This is a genomic window from Brevibacterium pigmentatum (assembly GCF_011617465.1).
Taxonomy (GTDB): Bacteria; Actinomycetota; Actinomycetes; order Actinomycetales; family Brevibacteriaceae; genus Brevibacterium; species Brevibacterium pigmentatum.
The window spans coordinates 939,173-953,924 of the sequence record NZ_CP050153.1; the positions used below are offsets into that span (position 1 = coordinate 939,173).

Here is a 14,752-nt window from a genome sequence, read left to right on the forward strand (position 1 = left end):
AGTATCGTCGACGATGTTGCTTGAACCTCGACGCCTTGGAAAGGCTCCTCATGACCTCGTCGCGCATACTTCTCACCTCCGCTGCCATCGCCTCCTCGGCGACGTTGGTCCTCAGCGGCTGTGGTGGACAGGCCTCCGAAGCCGACACGGGGGCACTGCGCGTCGTGACCTCGACCAACGTCTACGCCGATATCGTCTCCGAGGTAGCCGGCGACTTCGCCGATGTCAGCCCGATCATCGACGACCCGAACCAGGATCCGCACTCCTATGAGGCGACCACTCAGGATCGCCTCAAACTGTCGAAGGCCGACCTCGTGGTTCAGAACGGCGGAGGCTACGACGCATTCATGACCGGGATGCTCGACGCCTCCGGTGCCGAAGTCGACATCATCGATACCGTCTCGATCTCCGGTCTGCCCGGATCCGAAGGCCTCGGCAACGAACCCCACGACCATGATCACGGTGACGGCCATGACGACGAGGAAGCTCACGGCGGCGGGCACACTCTCGAAGACGAGGAAGGCCATGATCATGAGCACGCGGATGAGGGCCACGAGGAAGAGGGTCACGAAGGCCACGATCACGGATCATTCAACGAACACCTGTGGTATTCGGTCCCGACGATGACGAAGCTCGTCGACGAGGCGGCGACCCACCTCGGCGAGGCCTTGCCCGAACATCAGGGTGAGTTCGAATCGAACGCGAAGGACTACAAGGCACAGCTGTCCGCGCTGCAGGACGATATCGATGCGGTGAAGAAGGAGCATGGCGGAGAGAAGGTCGCCGCGACCGAGCCGATTCCGCTGTGGCTGTTCGACGATATGGGGCTGGAGAACGTCACGTCGATGGAGTTCCTCGCCGCCGTCGAAGAGGGCAATGATGTGCCGCCGCTGGTGCTCAAGGCCGCGGAGAAGCAGATCTCCGATGGCGATGCCGTGCTGCTTGGATACAATACTCAAGCGGCAGGTTCGCAGGCAGAGGCCCTGAAGTCCACCGCGGAGGACTCCGACGTCCCGGTCGTCGACCTCGCCGAGACCATGCCTTCGGGAACGCACTACGCCGACTGGATGGGCGGCTACATCACTGATATCTCAACCGCACTCAAAGGACACAAGCACTGACTATGGCCAAGGAATCCGACGCTTCCGCACCGGCAGCAGTACGGGAGCCGGTGATTCGACTGCGCGATGCCGAACTGCGGTTCGGCCCGCGCGTGCTCTGGCACGATCTCGACCTCGACGTCGCGCCGGGGGAGTTCCTCGCCGTGCTCGGCCCCAACGGCACCGGCAAGACCTCGCTGCTCAAGGTTCTGCTGGGACAGAACTCGCTGTCGGCCGGCACCGCTGAAGTCGGCGGTCGGCAGGTGCATAAGGGCAACCCCGACATCGGCTACATTCCGCAGCAGCGCGGAATCGACCCGCACACGCCGATGCGCGGCCGCGATCTGGTGCGTATGGGCATCGACGGGCACCGCTGGGGGATGGGTCTGCTGTCCCGAGGGCGGAAGAAGAAGGTCGAAGACCTCTTGGCCTCCGTCGGCGCCACCGACTATGCCGATGCCCCCGCCGGCACGGTCTCCGGCGGTGAGCTGCAGAGGCTGCGTGTGGCTCAGTCCTTGGCCAACGATCCCACTGTGCTGCTCTGCGACGAGCCGCTGCTGTCTCTGGACCTGCACCATCAGCAGGTGGTGGCTGCGCTGCTGCACGAGCAGCGGGTCAAGCGCGATGCCGCCGTCGTCTTCGTCACTCACGAGATCAACCCGATCCTGCCGTATGTCGACCGGGTCCTCTATATTGTCGGCGGTCACTTCCTCATCGGCACCCCCGCCGAGGTGATGACCTCCGAATCGCTGTCCCGCCTCTACGGCTCCCCGGTCGAAGTGGTCCGCGTCGGCGGTCGCCTCGTCGTCGTCGGCGGGGAGGAGGAGTGCGTCGATCACCACAACCTGCCCGATGACTCCTTCGACCTCGACGGGACGGTGGTGAGCCGATGAGCGTGCCCGAGATCTTTGCCAACCTCTTCACCTTCGAGGACTACGGCGAACTGGTCGCGCTGCTGGCCAATTCGCTCATCGCCGCGGCGCTCCTGGGCGTCGTCGGGGGTCTCATCAGCGTCTTCGTCATGGCCCGCGACATTCCCTTCGCCGTCCACGGAGTCTCCGAACTCTCCTTCGCCGGAGCCGCCTTCGCCCTGCTCATCGGCTTCGACGTCGTGACCGGCTCGATCGTCGGGTCCATCGTCGCCGCTCTCATCATCGGCATCGGCGGGGCCAAGGATTCGGAGAAGAACGCGATCATCGGTGTTCTCATGCCCTTCGGACTGGGCTTGGCAATCCTCTTCCTCGCCCTCTACGACGGGCGAGCGGCCAGCAAGTTCGGGCTGCTCACCGGCCAGATCGTCGCGATCACTCCCGGTCAGATCCTTACCCTCATCATCTGTGCCCTCGCGGTGCTCGTGGTGTTGGCGATCGTGTGGCGTCCGCTCATGTTCTCCAGCCTCGACCCCGAGGTGGCCCGGGCCAAGGGTGTGCCGGTCAGTGCGCTCACCATCATCTTCATGCTCACCCTCGGACTCGCCGTGGCGCTGAGCGTGCAGGTCGTCGGGGTCCTCCTCGTCCTCGCGCTGCTCATCACCCCTGCCGCCGCGGCGACTCAGCTCTCGGCCTCGCCGGTGTGGGTGCCGGTGCTCAGCGTGATCTTCGCCGTCACCGCTTCGGTCGGCGGCATCCTCATCGCTCTGGGTTCGCCGGTGGTGCCGATCAGCCCGTTCGTCACGACGATCTCGTTCCTCATCTACATCATCTGCCGCCTCGTCGGCCGTCGCCGGATGAAATCCCTGCACCGTCGCCGCGCCCACCGCGCCGCAGCAGAGCACAACACCCCCATCCCCACCCCCTAATTGCTACCTGACGGCGGCCCAGCAACCTGGCGCGAGGTTGCTGGGCCGCCGTCAGGTAGCACTAGAGAGCGGATAGAGTTGGGGGAATGAAGAAGCGCGCTCTCCTCGCCGGTGCTCTTGCCGCCCCCGCGGCCGCCGGAATCTGGGGTGCGGTCATCGAACCGCACCTCTTCGCCATCCGCCGCCGCACCCTGCCGATCCTTCCGGCCGGAGCCGAGACCATCCGGATCCTCCACGTCGCCGACCTGCACCTGGCACCCTGGCAGAAGCACCGTGCCGCCTGGGTCAAAGCGCTCACCCGCCTCGAACCGGACGTCGTCGTCAACACCGGCGACAACCTCTCGGCCGATATCGTGCCGAGCGTCCTCGACGTCTTCTCCGGTCTGCTCGAGACCCCCGGCGTCTTCGTCCTGGGGTCGAACGACTTCTTCTCCCCGCAGGCGAAGAATCCTGCGAAGTATCTGCGCTCACCGTCCCAGGTCAAACACCGGGTGAACCCCGACCTCGACGTCAAGGCCCTCGTCCGCGGGTTCGAGGAACCGACGGCCGCTTCGGGCTCGGCTGCCGGAAGTCAGGGATGGCATTTCCTCGACAACACCGAGGCGGCCCTGACGATCAAGGGCACCCGCATCCACTTCTCCGGGCTCGGCGACGCCCACATCGACCGTGACCGGATCCGCTGGAGTGGAGGAGAACCGGGCGAGGGGAACCTCGAACATCCGCGGTTCGAGCTCGAGGCCGGGCTGAAGATCGGCGTCACGCATGCCCCGTATTCGCGGACCTTGGAGGCGTTCGCCTCGGCGGGGGCGGATCTCATCATGGCCGGACACACGCACGGCGGACAGATCCGTGTGCCCTTCTGGGGTGCGCCGGTGACGAACTGCGATCTCGATCGGACACGCGCCCGCGGAGTTTTCCCGTACCGGCAGAGTCTCGTCGCCATCTCCGCGGGACTCGGCTTCTCACCGTACTCACCAGTGCGTTTTGCCTGCCGACCGGAAGTCAGCGTCCTGGAACTCGTTGCACAGGCCTAGCTCGTTCAGCGGTTTCTGAAGATTTGCACAAGGCGAATTCGTTAAACTGGCTACCATGGTGTCTCCTGAGTCAAACGCCCCACCCACAAAAATGGGCGCGTTCATGCAGTTCGTGGCCGTCAGCGCGGTGGCTGGAATCGTCGCCGCCGGCCTGGCCATCCCCGGAGTCGGTGTCGCAACAGCCAGCGCGAACAGCGCTGTCGAGATCTTCGATTCACTTCCCGCGACCTTGGAGATCAAGGACCTCGGCGAGAAGTCGACGATGCTTGCCGCCGACGGTTCAGAGCTCGCGGAGTTCTACTGGCAGAACCGCCAGGAAGTGCCGCTGGATAAGATCTCGAAGGATATGCAGAACGCGACGATCGCCGTCGAAGACTACAGGTACTTCGAACACGGCGGCGTCGACATCGAAGGCATCGCTCGTGCCGCGGTGCACAATATGGTGTCCTCGACGACTCAGGGCGGATCGACGCTGACCCAGCAGTACGTGAAGAACGTGCTGGCAGAGAACGCGCACGCCGAGGATAACGCCGAAGGTGTGGAAGCGGCGAAGGAATCCGAAGGCACCGCAGGCTATGCGCGTAAACTGCGCGAGGCCAAACTCGCTGTCGCGGTTGAGAAGAAGTACGACAAGAAGGAAATTCTCAACCGCTACATGAACATCAACAACTACTCGGGCTCCCCGAACGTCTACGGCGTCGAAGCGGCCGCCTACCGGTACTGGGGCATCCACGCCAAGGATCTCAACATCCAACAGTCGGCGATGCTCGCCGGAATCGTGCAGAACCCTTCGGCGTTCAACCCGCAGCGGTTCCCCGACCAGGTGCTCAAGCGCCGCAACACCGTGCTCGGGCAGATGCTCAAGTACGACCACATCACGCAGAAGGAATACGACAAGGCGGTCAAGACCGACCTCGACCTCGATCTGCATGAGACCCCGAACGGCTGTTCGGCGGCCAAGAGCAAGGCCGAATTCTTCTGCAACTACGTCCAGAATGTCATCATGAATGACGAAACCTTCGGCGACACCGCCGACGAACGCCTGGCCTTCCTCCAGCGTGGCGGTCTGACGATCAAGACCAGCCTCAATCCCGATATCCAGAAGATCGCGGACAAAGAGATCAAGAAGCGTGTTCCCGTCGGTGACCCCTCCGGCGCCGGACATGCCCTGGTGACGATCGAACCGGGAACCGGTGAAGTCATCGCAATGGCCGAGAACCGTGAGTACACTGCGGGAGAAGTCAAGAAGAAGGACAAGAACAAGAAGACCTCGATCAACTACACCGTCGACAAGAAGCACAACGGCGGCGGTGGTTTCCAGGTCGGTTCGACGTGGAAGCCCTTCGTGCTCACGGCCTGGCTGAAGGAAGGCAAGAGCCTCAACACCACTGTCAATGCCACGAAACGCAACTTCCCGGCCAGTTCGTGGAAGTACGACGGCTGCCCGAACATGGCCGGAGATTGGGACCCGAACAACGCCGGAGACGGTGAAGGCAGGGGCTCGATGACCGCACTCGAGGCGACGAAGAAGTCTGTCAACACGGGTTATGCGGCTATGGGCAACCAGTTGAACATGTGCGACATCATGGACACCGCTATGGATCTGGGCATCCGCTACGGCAGTGGTGAGACGTTGGACCACGAAAACAAATCCGGCTTCATCCAAGCCCTGTCACCGTCGTCGATTCTCGGTACGACGGAGACCACGCCGATCGCCATGGCCGCGGCGTTCGCCACCTTCGCGAACGAAGGAGAATTCTGTGGACCGAAGCCGATCATTGAGATCAAGGACCGCGATGGCGAGAAGCTCGACCTGCCTGGCGAAGGCTGCAAGAAAGTGCTCGACAAGGAAGTTGCTAAGGGCGTCGCCTACGCTCTGACTCAGACGTTCAACGGCGGTACGACGAGCTCGCTGAAGATCGGAGTGCCGGCGGGCGCCAAGACCGGTACGACGAACTTCGAGGTCGGTCACACGTGGCTGCTCGGGTTCACCAAGACGCTGTCGACTGCGGTCTGGACCGGTGATCCAGGCGGTACTCGCGACTGGCGCACGAATGGTGCCGGTGCCGTCAGGGGCCACATCTACGGTGCGACCATCTCCGGTAAGACCTGGCAGGCTTACATGAGCCAAGCGGTCAAGGAAACCAAGGGCAACACCGGCTTCCCGAAGCCCAGCAGCAAGTACTTCTCCGGTGGCGGCTCCGGCGGTGGCGGCGGTTCGTCCACCGGCGGTCGCAGCGGCGGAGGCGGTGGTGGCGGCACCGGCGGTGGTGGCGGCGGAAGCCACGGCAACGGTGGCGGCGGCAACTCCGGCAACAACGGAGGCGGCGGCGGAAACGGCGGCGGCAATGGCAACAACGGCGGTGGAAACGGCGGCGACGGCGGCGGTGAGGCCCCCGGCCTCGGCGGCAACTGAGCCGCTGACCTGTCGACCGCGACCGGCCGATAGAACCCGGCGGACACCATGACAGCGAAGGCGGGGAGGACCAGATCCTCCCCGCCTTCGCTGTACCGTCTGCCGGTGTGCCTGCACCCGCTCGACCATGGTCGCACTGCCGTCTCGGAGCGCAGGTGCTCGGCCTGCCCGGTCTGAGCTAGTGTGGGGAACGGACCAGCGTCGTCGCTCACAAGGAATGGCCAGCACACCGGATCACCTCCGGACCGCCTCGGCGGCGCACCAACATACGAGGAGAATCATGACCAAGTGGGAATACGTCACCGTGCCGCTCATCGTCCATGCGACGAAGCAGATCCTCGACCAGTGGGGCGAGGACGGATACGAGCTCGTGCAGGTCGTCCCGGGGCCGGACAACAACGGACTCGTGGCCTACTTCAAGCGCCCGAAAGAGTGACCTGAACCGGCCCGACCGCTGACACCCACCCCCACGGAAAGAAGAATCATGTCGAAGACCCTTGAGCGTCTGAGCGAACTCGGCCTCGAGCTGCCCGAGATCGCCACACCAGCCGGCGCCTATGTCCCCGCACTGCGCACCGGGAACTACGTCTACACCTCGGGCCAGCTGCCCGTCATCGACGGCAAGCTGCCCGCCACAGGTCACCTGGGAACGGATGTCGACCTCGACACCGGCTACCAGCTGGCACGCACAGCCGGACTCAACGCTCTGGCCGCCATCGCCGGAGTCATCGGCGACCTCGACAAGATCGTCCGCGTCGTCAAGGTCACCGGCTTCGTCAACTCCGCCGATGACTTCACCCAGCAGCCGGCCGTCATCAACGGCGTGTCCGAACTCTATGGTGAGATCTTCGGAGACCGTGGGCAGCACGCCCGCAGCGCCGTCGGTGTCAACACTCTGCCACTGGGAACGCCCGTCGAGGTCGAAGTCATCGTCGAGGTCTCAGGCGATGCCGCTTAGCGGACGCACTCTTCCCGTTTCGTCGGAACTGCGGTGGCTGCTTGACCACTGGCAGTCCGACGGACGGTGGCCCGTCCCCGAAGCCCCGCGCCCCACCTCGGCGATCGTGCTGATCCGGGACTCCGCGGACGGGCTGGAGCTCTTCATCACCCGGCAGCTCGACGCTCGCGGCGTTGAGGACCGCAATCGGTGGGCATTCCCCACCAGCAGCCTGCGCCCGGGCGATGTGCGGAAGCTGCCTCTGGCCGGATGGAATTCGGCCCGGTGCGCACGTGCGCTGAGCATCGAGAACAAATCCCGCGCCCTGCACCACTTCTCCGCGGCCGCCCGCATCACCTTCGCAGCCACTGGAATTCTGCTCGCCGAGGATGTCGACCGGGAGATCGTGGCCGCACCGCAGACGGACTGGCGCACCACCCGATCGCGGCTGTTCTCGAACGAAGTGACCTGGTCGCAGGTCCTGCGCGACCGAGATCTGCGGCTGCGCCCCGACCTGTGCAAACCGTGGCTGCGCTGGATCAACACCCCCACCCAGCTGCACAGGTTCGACACCACCTACTTCATCGCCACCGTGCCCTTCGGCCAGGACGTCGACTTCCTGTCACCGAACGAGACCTCCGCCGGGTGGAAACGTCCCGGCCAAGTCCTCGCCGAGGTGGGATGGGACCCCGACCGCATCGGCGCGGCCGCCCGCATCATCGTCGAAAGCCTCACCGAGGTTCCGACCGTGGGCGCGGCCATGGCGCAGATCCGCAACGTCCACCCGCTGCGTCCGGAGATCATCGACGACGACGGTGATTGGAAGGTCGTCATCCACACGGGCAAGGACCCCCACAGCAAGGGCAGCCTGCGCGACCGGGCCGTGGCCGTCGGCGAGACCGACAACGACCAGAACCCCGGTTTTCTGTCCTTCAGCGGTGACGATGATGAGGAAACGACAGACGAGGAGAACGACGACTCATGAGAATCCGTGCGAACAATCCCGGCCCGATGACCCTGACCGGAACGAACACCTACGTGCTCACCAGCCAGGATGACACCTCTGCGGTCCTCATCGACCCCGGCCCGGAGATGGCCGAACACCGGCAGGCCTTCCTCGCCGAGGTGGCCGACCGTGATCTGACGGCCATCGTGCTCACTCACCAGCACGCCGACCATTCCGAGATGCTCGGAAGCATCGAACAGTGGGCCCCCGAGGTGCCCGTCTACGCCGTGCTCGAGCGATTCGCCCGCCATACCGACCCGGTGGCCGACGGCGACGAGATCGCCTTCGGCTCCACCCCGGCCGACGTGCTGCGCGTCGTCGCCACCCCCGGACACACGAGCGACAGCATCAGCCTCATCCACGCCGGAGCCCTCTACAGCGGCGACACGATCCTGGGGGAGGGGACGACGATCGTCACCCATCCGGAAGGCTCGCTGCGCGACTACCTGAACTCCCTCGACCGGTTGCGGGAACTGCTCGACGCCGGCGAGTTCGCGATCATCGAACCGGCCCACGGTGAGCGGATCGACGCTCCCGCCGAGGTGATCGACTACTACCGCTCACACCGGCTCGAACGCATCGAACAGGTCAAAGCGGCACTCGAACAGGGAGCGAGCACCGCCTCGGAGGTCTGCGACATCGTCTACCACGACGTCGACCCGAGCGTGCGACCGGCGGCCGAACAGATCGTCAAGGCGCAGCTGGCCTATCTCGACGCCCTGCCCGCCGACGATGCCTGAGTCCCGTCGCTGACGCCGGAGCTCCAGGCGCCTTGAGTGCCCTGCCGCGGCGCCTGGTGCGCGACATCTTCGGTCCAGCTGGATGACACACCACTCACGACTCGCGTTCTGATTCAGTCATCGAGTTCAAACTCGATGACTGGATCAGAACGCGATCACGAAACTTCCCACACCTCACGCGACAGCCCCTGAGACGGGGAGCGCTGGCCACGACGCACAACTGTCCCGACCAGAACGAACGCCCCAGCCGAATCGGCTGGGGCGTTTGTGCGCTGTGGCGGTTTGGAAGCCGCGAGGAGGGTCAGCGGGCGCGGTTGCGCATACGGTCCATGTCGAGGATGACGACGGAGCGAGCTTCGAGGCGGATGAAGCCGCGGGCGGCGAAGTCGGCCAGTGCCTTGTTCACGGTCTCACGGGAAGCACCGACGAGCTGAGCCAGCTCTTCCTGGGTGAGGTCGTGAGCGACGAGCACACCGTCGGGAGCCGGTTTCGAGAAGCGGGCGGCCAGGTCGAGCAGCGCCTTGGCGACGCGGCCGGGTACGTCGGAGAAGACGAGGTCGCCGACGGTCTCGTTCGTCCGGCGCAGACGCTGGGCGAGAGCTTTGAGCAGGTTCATTGCGGCCTGCGGGCGCTCATTGAGCCAGGTGGTGAGGTCGTCGTGCTTGAGGCTGAGCAGCTCCGACTGGGACACAGCGGTGACGGAGGTCGAACGTGGGCCCGGATCGAAGAGGCTGAGCTCACCGATGATCTCGCCGGGGCCGACCACGGACAGCAGGTTCTCGCGGCCATCGGAGGACTCGCGGCCGATCTTGAGCTTGCCCGAGGAGACGATGTAGAGCTCGTCACCGGCATCGCCCTCATGGAAGAGCACGGTTCCCCGACGGAGACTCCGCGGGTTCATGAACTTCATCAATGCACTGGTGGCTTCATCGTCCAGACCTGCGAAGAGCGTCGCGCCCCGCACCACTTCAATATCCACTGGTTCCTCCTTGTCGTGATAATCACACATAAATCTACCTGGTCATCTGCATCGATACCAGCAAAGACGCGGGAGTGTGGCCCATCAGTATGAAAACGCCTTCCGCGTCGCCCGACACTACTCCCGCCCACACCATTCCCGCAGACGGCCAGTTCCGGGCGCATGAGCATGATTCGAGGGTGTGACCGGCATGACTGCGGAATGACAGGGCACGGATTAGGATGGTGAGTCGTGTTGACTGTGGCAGAGAAGAGCGCGCGGAAGTTCGCGAAGGAGACCCCGCTGGGCCGGACACGCCGGGCCCGCAAGATCCATCGCGTCCTCGCCGAGGTGTACCCGAACGCGAAATGCGAACTCGATTTCGAGACCCCGTTCCAGCTGCTCATCGCCACCGTCCTCTCCGCCCAGACCACCGATATCCGCGTCAATTCGGTGACCCCGAGCCTCTTCGCCGCCTTCCCCGACGCGCACGCCCTGGCCGTGGCCAACCTCGTCGAGGTCGAGGAGCACATCCGCTCCACCGGGTTCTACCGGGCGAAGGCCCGCAACATCGTCAAACTCGCGAACGAACTCGTCGACGAGTACGACGGCGAGGTGCCGAACAAGCTCGACAGGCTCGTCAAGCTCGCCGGAGTCGGGCGCAAGACCGCGAACGTCGTCCTCGGCAACGCCTTCGACACCCCGGGGCTGACCGTTGACACCCATATGGGCCGGCTGGCCCGCCGCTTCGGTTGGACGGAGGAGACCGATCCGGTCAAGGCCGAACACGAGATCGCGGCGCTGTTCCCGAAGAGGGACCTCACCATGCTCTCGCATCGGGTGATCTTTCACGGCCGGCGCATCTGCCATTCCCGCAAGCCCGCCTGCGGCGCCTGCCCGCTGAGTGCGCTGTGCCCTTCGTTCGGCATCGGGGAGCTCGACCCGGAGAAGGCCCGCGCCATGCTCCGTTTCGAAATGGCGCCCTTGGCCACCCCCGCCGAGGAGGCCGCCTCCGAGGACGGACAGTGAGCACCGAAATCCCCGACATTCCACCCGAATCGGCGACGATCGCCGATGGTGTCCTGCGCGGTCAGCTCGAAGACTTCGCCACCTCGCACGGGTCCCCGCTGTGGCTGCGCCGACAGAAGGATTCGGCAAAGGATGCCGCTCGTGACGCCGCCGTGCTCATGCTCTTCGGACGTGGGGGAGAAGCGCGCACCGAGGCGGGGCGCTCAGAGGCATCACGCCTGGCCGAAATCGGTGTCGCCGATGTCGACATCGTGCTGCTCCAAAGGGCTGCGACCCTGCGTCACCATCCCGGTCAGGTCGCCTTCCCCGGAGGCGGCCGTGATCCCGAAGACCATTCCATGGCGGCCGCGGCGCTGCGTGAAGCGGAGGAGGAAGCGGGAATCTCCCCGGAGACCGTCGAAGTGCTCGGTGAGATGGACCCGCTCTACATCCCGGTCTCGAAGTTCGAGGTGACGCCGGTGGTCGGCTACTGGCGTCAGCCGGGCCGCGTGCAGGTGATGGATCAGCGGGAGTCCTACTCCGTCTATCGGGTGGCCATCGCCGACCTCGTCGCCCCCGCCAATCGCGGCACCTTTGCGCGCCCCGATCTGAAGTTCTCGACCCCGGCCTTCGACGTCGGAGTCCTCAAGGTCTGGGGCTTCACCGCCGGCATCCTCGACTTCGCCCTCGACCACCTCGGCTGGGCCCGCGAATGGGACGAGAACGCTCCTATCGCGATCGACTTCTGAACTCGATCACCGAGGCGTCCGCAGCTATTCAGCGACGTCCGGCCTTCGCGTTGAACAGCACTGCGGCCCATACCGCTGTCACGGCGAGAATGAGCAGACACCAGCCGACGGCGAGATAGAGTGAGGCGCCCATATCGGTGCCGATGAGCAATGCTCGCAGGGCGTCGATGATCGGAGTGATCGGCTGATTGTCGGCGAACACCTCCAACCACCTCGGCATGGTCTCGACGGGCACGAATGCGCTGGAGACGTAGGGGAGGAAGAGGAGGATGAAGCCGTACCCGTTTGCGGATTCGGGAGATTTTGCGGCGAGGCCGATGGCCGCGAAGAGATACGTGATCGCCAGAATGTAGAGAGCGACGAGTCCGATGGTCGCCAGCCACTCTCCGACTCCTGCGGAGGGTCGGAACCCGATGGCGACGGCGACGAGGAGGACGACGGAGGTCGCGAACAGATTCCTTGCAAGGCTCGCCACAACGTGGCCGGTGATGACAGCAGACGCTCGCACGGGCATCGTCCGCAGCCGGTCGACGAACCCGGAGGTCATATCCGAGGCCACCGAGAGCGAAGTCGAGGCGGCACCGAAGCCGGCGCAGGTGAGTATGATTCCGGGGACGACGTAGTCGACGTATCCGCCATCGGGATCGAGGGCGCCGCCGAAGACGAAGGTGAACATGAGCATGAGCATGACCGGCAGAGCGACGGCCATGAGCAGTGATTCGACGTCTCGAACAGCGTGACGCAGGCTTCTGCCGATGAAGGTCGCCTCGGCGGAGAATCCGCGAGGGCGTGTCCGGGTCGTCCGGCGGGGGAGGTCGGCTGCGTTCGGTGCTGCTGCTGTCGCGGACGTGGTGGTCGGGTGACTGTGTGACATTGCGGTGTCCTCTCTGGACGGTGATGATGCACGGCGGCGCGGGCAGAGGTGCGGGTGGTCAGTGAGGCTTGTCGGCCGAGGTGAAGGCGAGGAAGACATCATCGAGGCTGGGACTGTGCAGGGACACTGAGGCCCGGGACGATCGACCGACCCACGGCTCGATCGCCGAGGCGAGGCCGTCGACGGTGCCGTCTGTGGGAATCTCATCCAGCTGGGTCCCGTCGCTTCCGCGGATGGACACGGTGTCTTCGCCGATGCGTGCCTTGAGCTCTGCCGGTGTGCCCAGGCCCGCCATGCGTCCGCTGTCGAGCAACCCGATCCGATCGGCCAGGGCATCGGCTTCGTCGAGGTACTGCGTGGTGAGGAACACCGTCGCGCCGCCTCGGGAGAGCTCGCTGACCTCGTTCCACAGCTCCTGCCGGGAGCGGGTGTCCAGACCGGTGGTGGGTTCATCGAGAATGAGCACCTCGACCGGGGCGACCAGACTGAGCGCCAGGTCGAGGCGGCGACGCATGCCGCCGGAGAGCGCGGCGACCCGAGCGGACATGAAGGCTGTGAGACTGAGCTTTTCGGCCAGCTCCCGGCTTCTCGCCTTCGCGGCGCGACGGCTCAGTCCGGAGAGGCGGCCGAGGAGGACGAGGTTCTCCTCGGCCGTGAGGTGGGCGTCGACGGCCGCAGACTGACCGGTGACTGCGAAGCGACGTTTCGCCTCGGCGGGTGATTCGCGCACATCGACATCCATGACCCGAACCGATCCGGTGTCCGGGCGGACGAGGGTGGTGAGGATATTGATGCAGGTGGTCTTTCCTGTGCCGTTGGAGCCGAGGAGGGCGAAGACTTCGCCCCTGCGGACATGGAAGTCGAGCCCGTCGAGGACGGACTTCGCACCGAAGCGCTTGCCCACGCCAGTGAACGAGATGGCGGCAGTTCGGGTGTCATCCGTGGCGGTGCCCTCCGCCGGGAGCGGCAATGGAGCGGTTGGATGAGAAGCGGTGCTGATGGAGCCGTCGGTGGTCATGATGGGGTCCTCTCACAGGTCGGAATCACCGAGCAGGTTTCTGTATACGGCAGAAACTGTATATGACACTAACACGCAATATATGACATACACAATATAAGATGGCGACATGAGTTCTGACGACACGATCGAGCAGCTCCCCAGCGGAATCGCGCTGGCGTGGGGAGTCGCGGCGACACCGCAGCGAGGACCGAAGCGGGAGATGAGCGTCGAGAAGATCGTCGCCGCCGCCATCGAGATCGCTGACAGCGACGGCATCCAGGCGGTGTCGATGTCCGCGGTCGCAAAGCGCCTCGGGTACACGCCGATGTCGCTCTATCGATACGTGAGCTCGAAGGACGATCTGCTCCTGCTCATGCAGGAGGAGGCGACCGGTCTGCCGCCGGAGGCGGACGGGGAAGTTCTCAGTTGGAGGGCTCGCCTCAGCGAGCTCTACCAGGCTCAGTCACTGATCTATGTCCGACAGCCCTGGCTGCTGTCGATTCCGATCACCGGCAGCCCGATCACCCCGAACAGCTCGGCCTGGCTGGAGGCCGGCCTCGAGGCGCTCTCGGATACCGGTCTGTCGGAAGAGGAGCGGATCGCCGTCTCCCTGCTCGTCACCGGTGTCGCCCGCTGGAAGGGAATGATCGCCGCAGGCTATGAGGAACAGAGTCGAACGACCGGCCTGGATGCCGCCGAGGTGGCGTCCCGGGAGCAGCGGCTCTTCGACGCGGTCATCACCGAGGATGGATATCCGTTCCTCAGAAGGGCGATCGATGCGGGGGTCTTCACCTCGGAGTCCGATCCCTTCGACTTCGGACTCGAACGCGGCTTCGACGGAGTGGAGGCCTTCATCGACGGGGTCGAGCGCAGGCGGAGCGGCGCCGAATCCGGGACGGCGGACGGCTCGGGCGCGACAGCCCCGGCCGACTCCTCCGGCGACGCTGCCGGGGAATCGGCTGATGGGAAGGCCGCGATCGCTGATGATGACCCCGATGTCATCGCCGATAAGAAGCTGCGGGAGGCCCAGAAAGCCGTCAGGCAGGCGCAGAAGGTGCTAGCCGAAGCGCGCAAGCGGGAACGTCAGGTGCGACGTGAAGCCAAGGAGCGGGTGGCGAAGCGGCGCTGACTG

At 64.9% G+C, this 14,752-nt stretch carries 15 protein-coding genes; 12 read left to right on the forward strand and 3 right to left on the reverse strand.

All coding sequences use genetic code 11. The features are described from left to right. The first annotated feature begins 50 nt into the window (after positions 1-50). The 9 genes from GUY30_RS04110 to GUY30_RS04150 all read left to right on the forward strand — a co-directional run bounded on the left by GUY30_RS04110 (position 51) and on the right by GUY30_RS04150 (position 9,031). Entirely contained in the window at positions 51-1,121 is a 1,071-nt protein-coding gene (locus GUY30_RS04110; RefSeq protein WP_167194320.1) for a metal ABC transporter solute-binding protein, Zn/Mn family, read from the forward strand. 2 nt (positions 1,122-1,123) lie between these two features. Then, positions 1,124-1,993, forward strand: a complete 870-nt coding sequence (locus tag GUY30_RS04115; protein WP_167194322.1) for a metal ABC transporter ATP-binding protein — start codon at positions 1,124-1,126, stop codon at positions 1,991-1,993. Continuing rightward, positions 1,990-2,898, forward strand: a complete 909-nt coding sequence (locus GUY30_RS04120) for a metal ABC transporter permease (protein WP_167194324.1) — start codon at positions 1,990-1,992, stop codon at positions 2,896-2,898. The genes GUY30_RS04115 and GUY30_RS04120 overlap by 4 nt, the downstream gene beginning before the upstream one ends. 86 nt (positions 2,899-2,984) lie before the next feature. Next, positions 2,985-3,932 (forward strand): metallophosphoesterase, encoded by a 948-nt coding sequence (locus GUY30_RS04125; RefSeq protein ID WP_167194326.1) that lies wholly within the window; start codon positions 2,985-2,987, stop codon positions 3,930-3,932. A gap of 103 nt (positions 3,933-4,035) precedes the next feature. Further along, positions 4,036-6,348: a transglycosylase domain-containing protein gene (locus GUY30_RS04130; RefSeq protein WP_228281668.1), complete on the forward strand. Its 2,313-nt coding sequence runs from the start codon at positions 4,036-4,038 to the stop codon at positions 6,346-6,348. 280 nt (positions 6,349-6,628) lie between these two features. After that, positions 6,629-6,784: a Sp36 family protein gene (locus tag GUY30_RS04135; protein WP_167194330.1), complete on the forward strand. Its 156-nt coding sequence runs from the start codon at positions 6,629-6,631 to the stop codon at positions 6,782-6,784. A gap of 48 nt (positions 6,785-6,832) precedes the next feature. Then, a complete protein-coding gene (locus GUY30_RS04140) occupies positions 6,833-7,306 on the forward strand; it encodes a RidA family protein (RefSeq protein ID WP_039211343.1) in 474 nt (157 codons plus the stop codon). Beyond that, entirely contained in the window at positions 7,296-8,270 is a 975-nt protein-coding gene (locus tag GUY30_RS04145; protein ID WP_167194331.1) for an NUDIX hydrolase, read from the forward strand. Before GUY30_RS04140 ends, GUY30_RS04145 begins: the two co-directional genes overlap by 11 nt. Beyond that, complete coding sequence (locus tag GUY30_RS04150; protein ID WP_098730719.1) at positions 8,267-9,031, forward strand: MBL fold metallo-hydrolase; 765 nt, start codon at positions 8,267-8,269, stop codon at positions 9,029-9,031. The genes GUY30_RS04145 and GUY30_RS04150 overlap by 4 nt, the downstream gene beginning before the upstream one ends. A gap of 301 nt (positions 9,032-9,332) precedes the next feature. Here the strand turns inward: GUY30_RS04150 and GUY30_RS04155 are convergent, their stop codons facing one another. Beyond that, positions 9,333-10,010, reverse strand: a complete 678-nt coding sequence (locus GUY30_RS04155) for a Crp/Fnr family transcriptional regulator (protein WP_039211346.1) — start codon at positions 10,008-10,010, stop codon at positions 9,333-9,335. Positions 10,011-10,241: 231 nt separating this feature from the next. Here GUY30_RS04155 and nth point away from each other — a divergent pair, with 231 nt between their 5' ends. Together nth and GUY30_RS04165 are read left to right on the forward strand one after the other, a co-directional pair. Beyond that, a complete protein-coding gene (gene nth / locus GUY30_RS04160) occupies positions 10,242-11,018 on the forward strand; it encodes an endonuclease III (RefSeq protein WP_167194334.1) in 777 nt (258 codons plus the stop codon). Further along, on the forward strand, positions 11,015-11,746 hold the full coding sequence (locus GUY30_RS04165; protein WP_062244839.1) for an NUDIX hydrolase: 732 nt from the start codon (positions 11,015-11,017) through the stop codon (positions 11,744-11,746). The genes nth and GUY30_RS04165 overlap by 4 nt, the downstream gene beginning before the upstream one ends. A gap of 28 nt (positions 11,747-11,774) precedes the next feature. Here the strand turns inward: GUY30_RS04165 and GUY30_RS04170 are convergent, their stop codons facing one another. Further along, the gene (locus GUY30_RS04170; RefSeq protein WP_167194336.1) at positions 11,775-12,620 is read right to left on the reverse strand and encodes an ABC transporter permease; all 846 of its coding nucleotides are present in this window, start codon (positions 12,618-12,620) and stop codon (positions 11,775-11,777) included. 58 nt (positions 12,621-12,678) lie between these two features. Beyond that, complete coding sequence (locus GUY30_RS04175) at positions 12,679-13,638, reverse strand: ABC transporter ATP-binding protein (RefSeq protein WP_167194338.1); 960 nt, start codon at positions 13,636-13,638, stop codon at positions 12,679-12,681. Positions 13,639-13,747: 109 nt separating this feature from the next. On the opposite strand from GUY30_RS04175, the gene GUY30_RS04180 reads away from it, so the two are divergent. Next, positions 13,748-14,749, forward strand: coding sequence for a TetR/AcrR family transcriptional regulator (locus GUY30_RS04180; protein ID WP_167194340.1), 1,002 nt, complete (start codon positions 13,748-13,750; stop codon positions 14,747-14,749). Positions 14,750-14,752: the final 3 nt, after the last annotated feature.

Excerpts from the sequence above, each read along its gene's own strand:
- GUY30_RS04110 (WP_167194320.1), top strand. The coding sequence starts at position 51 with ATGACCTCGTCGCGCATACTTCTCACCTCCGCTGCCATCGCCTCCTCG.
- GUY30_RS04115 (WP_167194322.1), top strand. The coding sequence starts at position 1,124 with ATGGCCAAGGAATCCGACGCTTCCGCACCGGCAGCAGTACGGGAGCCG.
- GUY30_RS04120 (WP_167194324.1), top strand. The coding sequence starts at position 1,990 with ATGAGCGTGCCCGAGATCTTTGCCAACCTCTTCACCTTCGAGGACTAC.
- GUY30_RS04125 (WP_167194326.1), top strand. The coding sequence starts at position 2,985 with ATGAAGAAGCGCGCTCTCCTCGCCGGTGCTCTTGCCGCCCCCGCGGCC.
- GUY30_RS04130 (WP_228281668.1), top strand. The coding sequence starts at position 4,036 with ATGCAGTTCGTGGCCGTCAGCGCGGTGGCTGGAATCGTCGCCGCCGGC.
- GUY30_RS04135 (WP_167194330.1), top strand. The coding sequence starts at position 6,629 with ATGACCAAGTGGGAATACGTCACCGTGCCGCTCATCGTCCATGCGACG.
- GUY30_RS04140 (WP_039211343.1), top strand. The coding sequence starts at position 6,833 with ATGTCGAAGACCCTTGAGCGTCTGAGCGAACTCGGCCTCGAGCTGCCC.
- GUY30_RS04145 (WP_167194331.1), top strand. The coding sequence starts at position 7,296 with ATGCCGCTTAGCGGACGCACTCTTCCCGTTTCGTCGGAACTGCGGTGG.
- GUY30_RS04150 (WP_098730719.1), top strand. The coding sequence starts at position 8,267 with ATGAGAATCCGTGCGAACAATCCCGGCCCGATGACCCTGACCGGAACG.
- GUY30_RS04170 (WP_167194336.1), bottom strand. The coding sequence starts at position 12,620 with ATGTCACACAGTCACCCGACCACCACGTCCGCGACAGCAGCAGCACCG.
- GUY30_RS04175 (WP_167194338.1), bottom strand. The coding sequence starts at position 13,638 with ATGACCACCGACGGCTCCATCAGCACCGCTTCTCATCCAACCGCTCCA.
- GUY30_RS04180 (WP_167194340.1), top strand. The coding sequence starts at position 13,748 with ATGAGTTCTGACGACACGATCGAGCAGCTCCCCAGCGGAATCGCGCTG.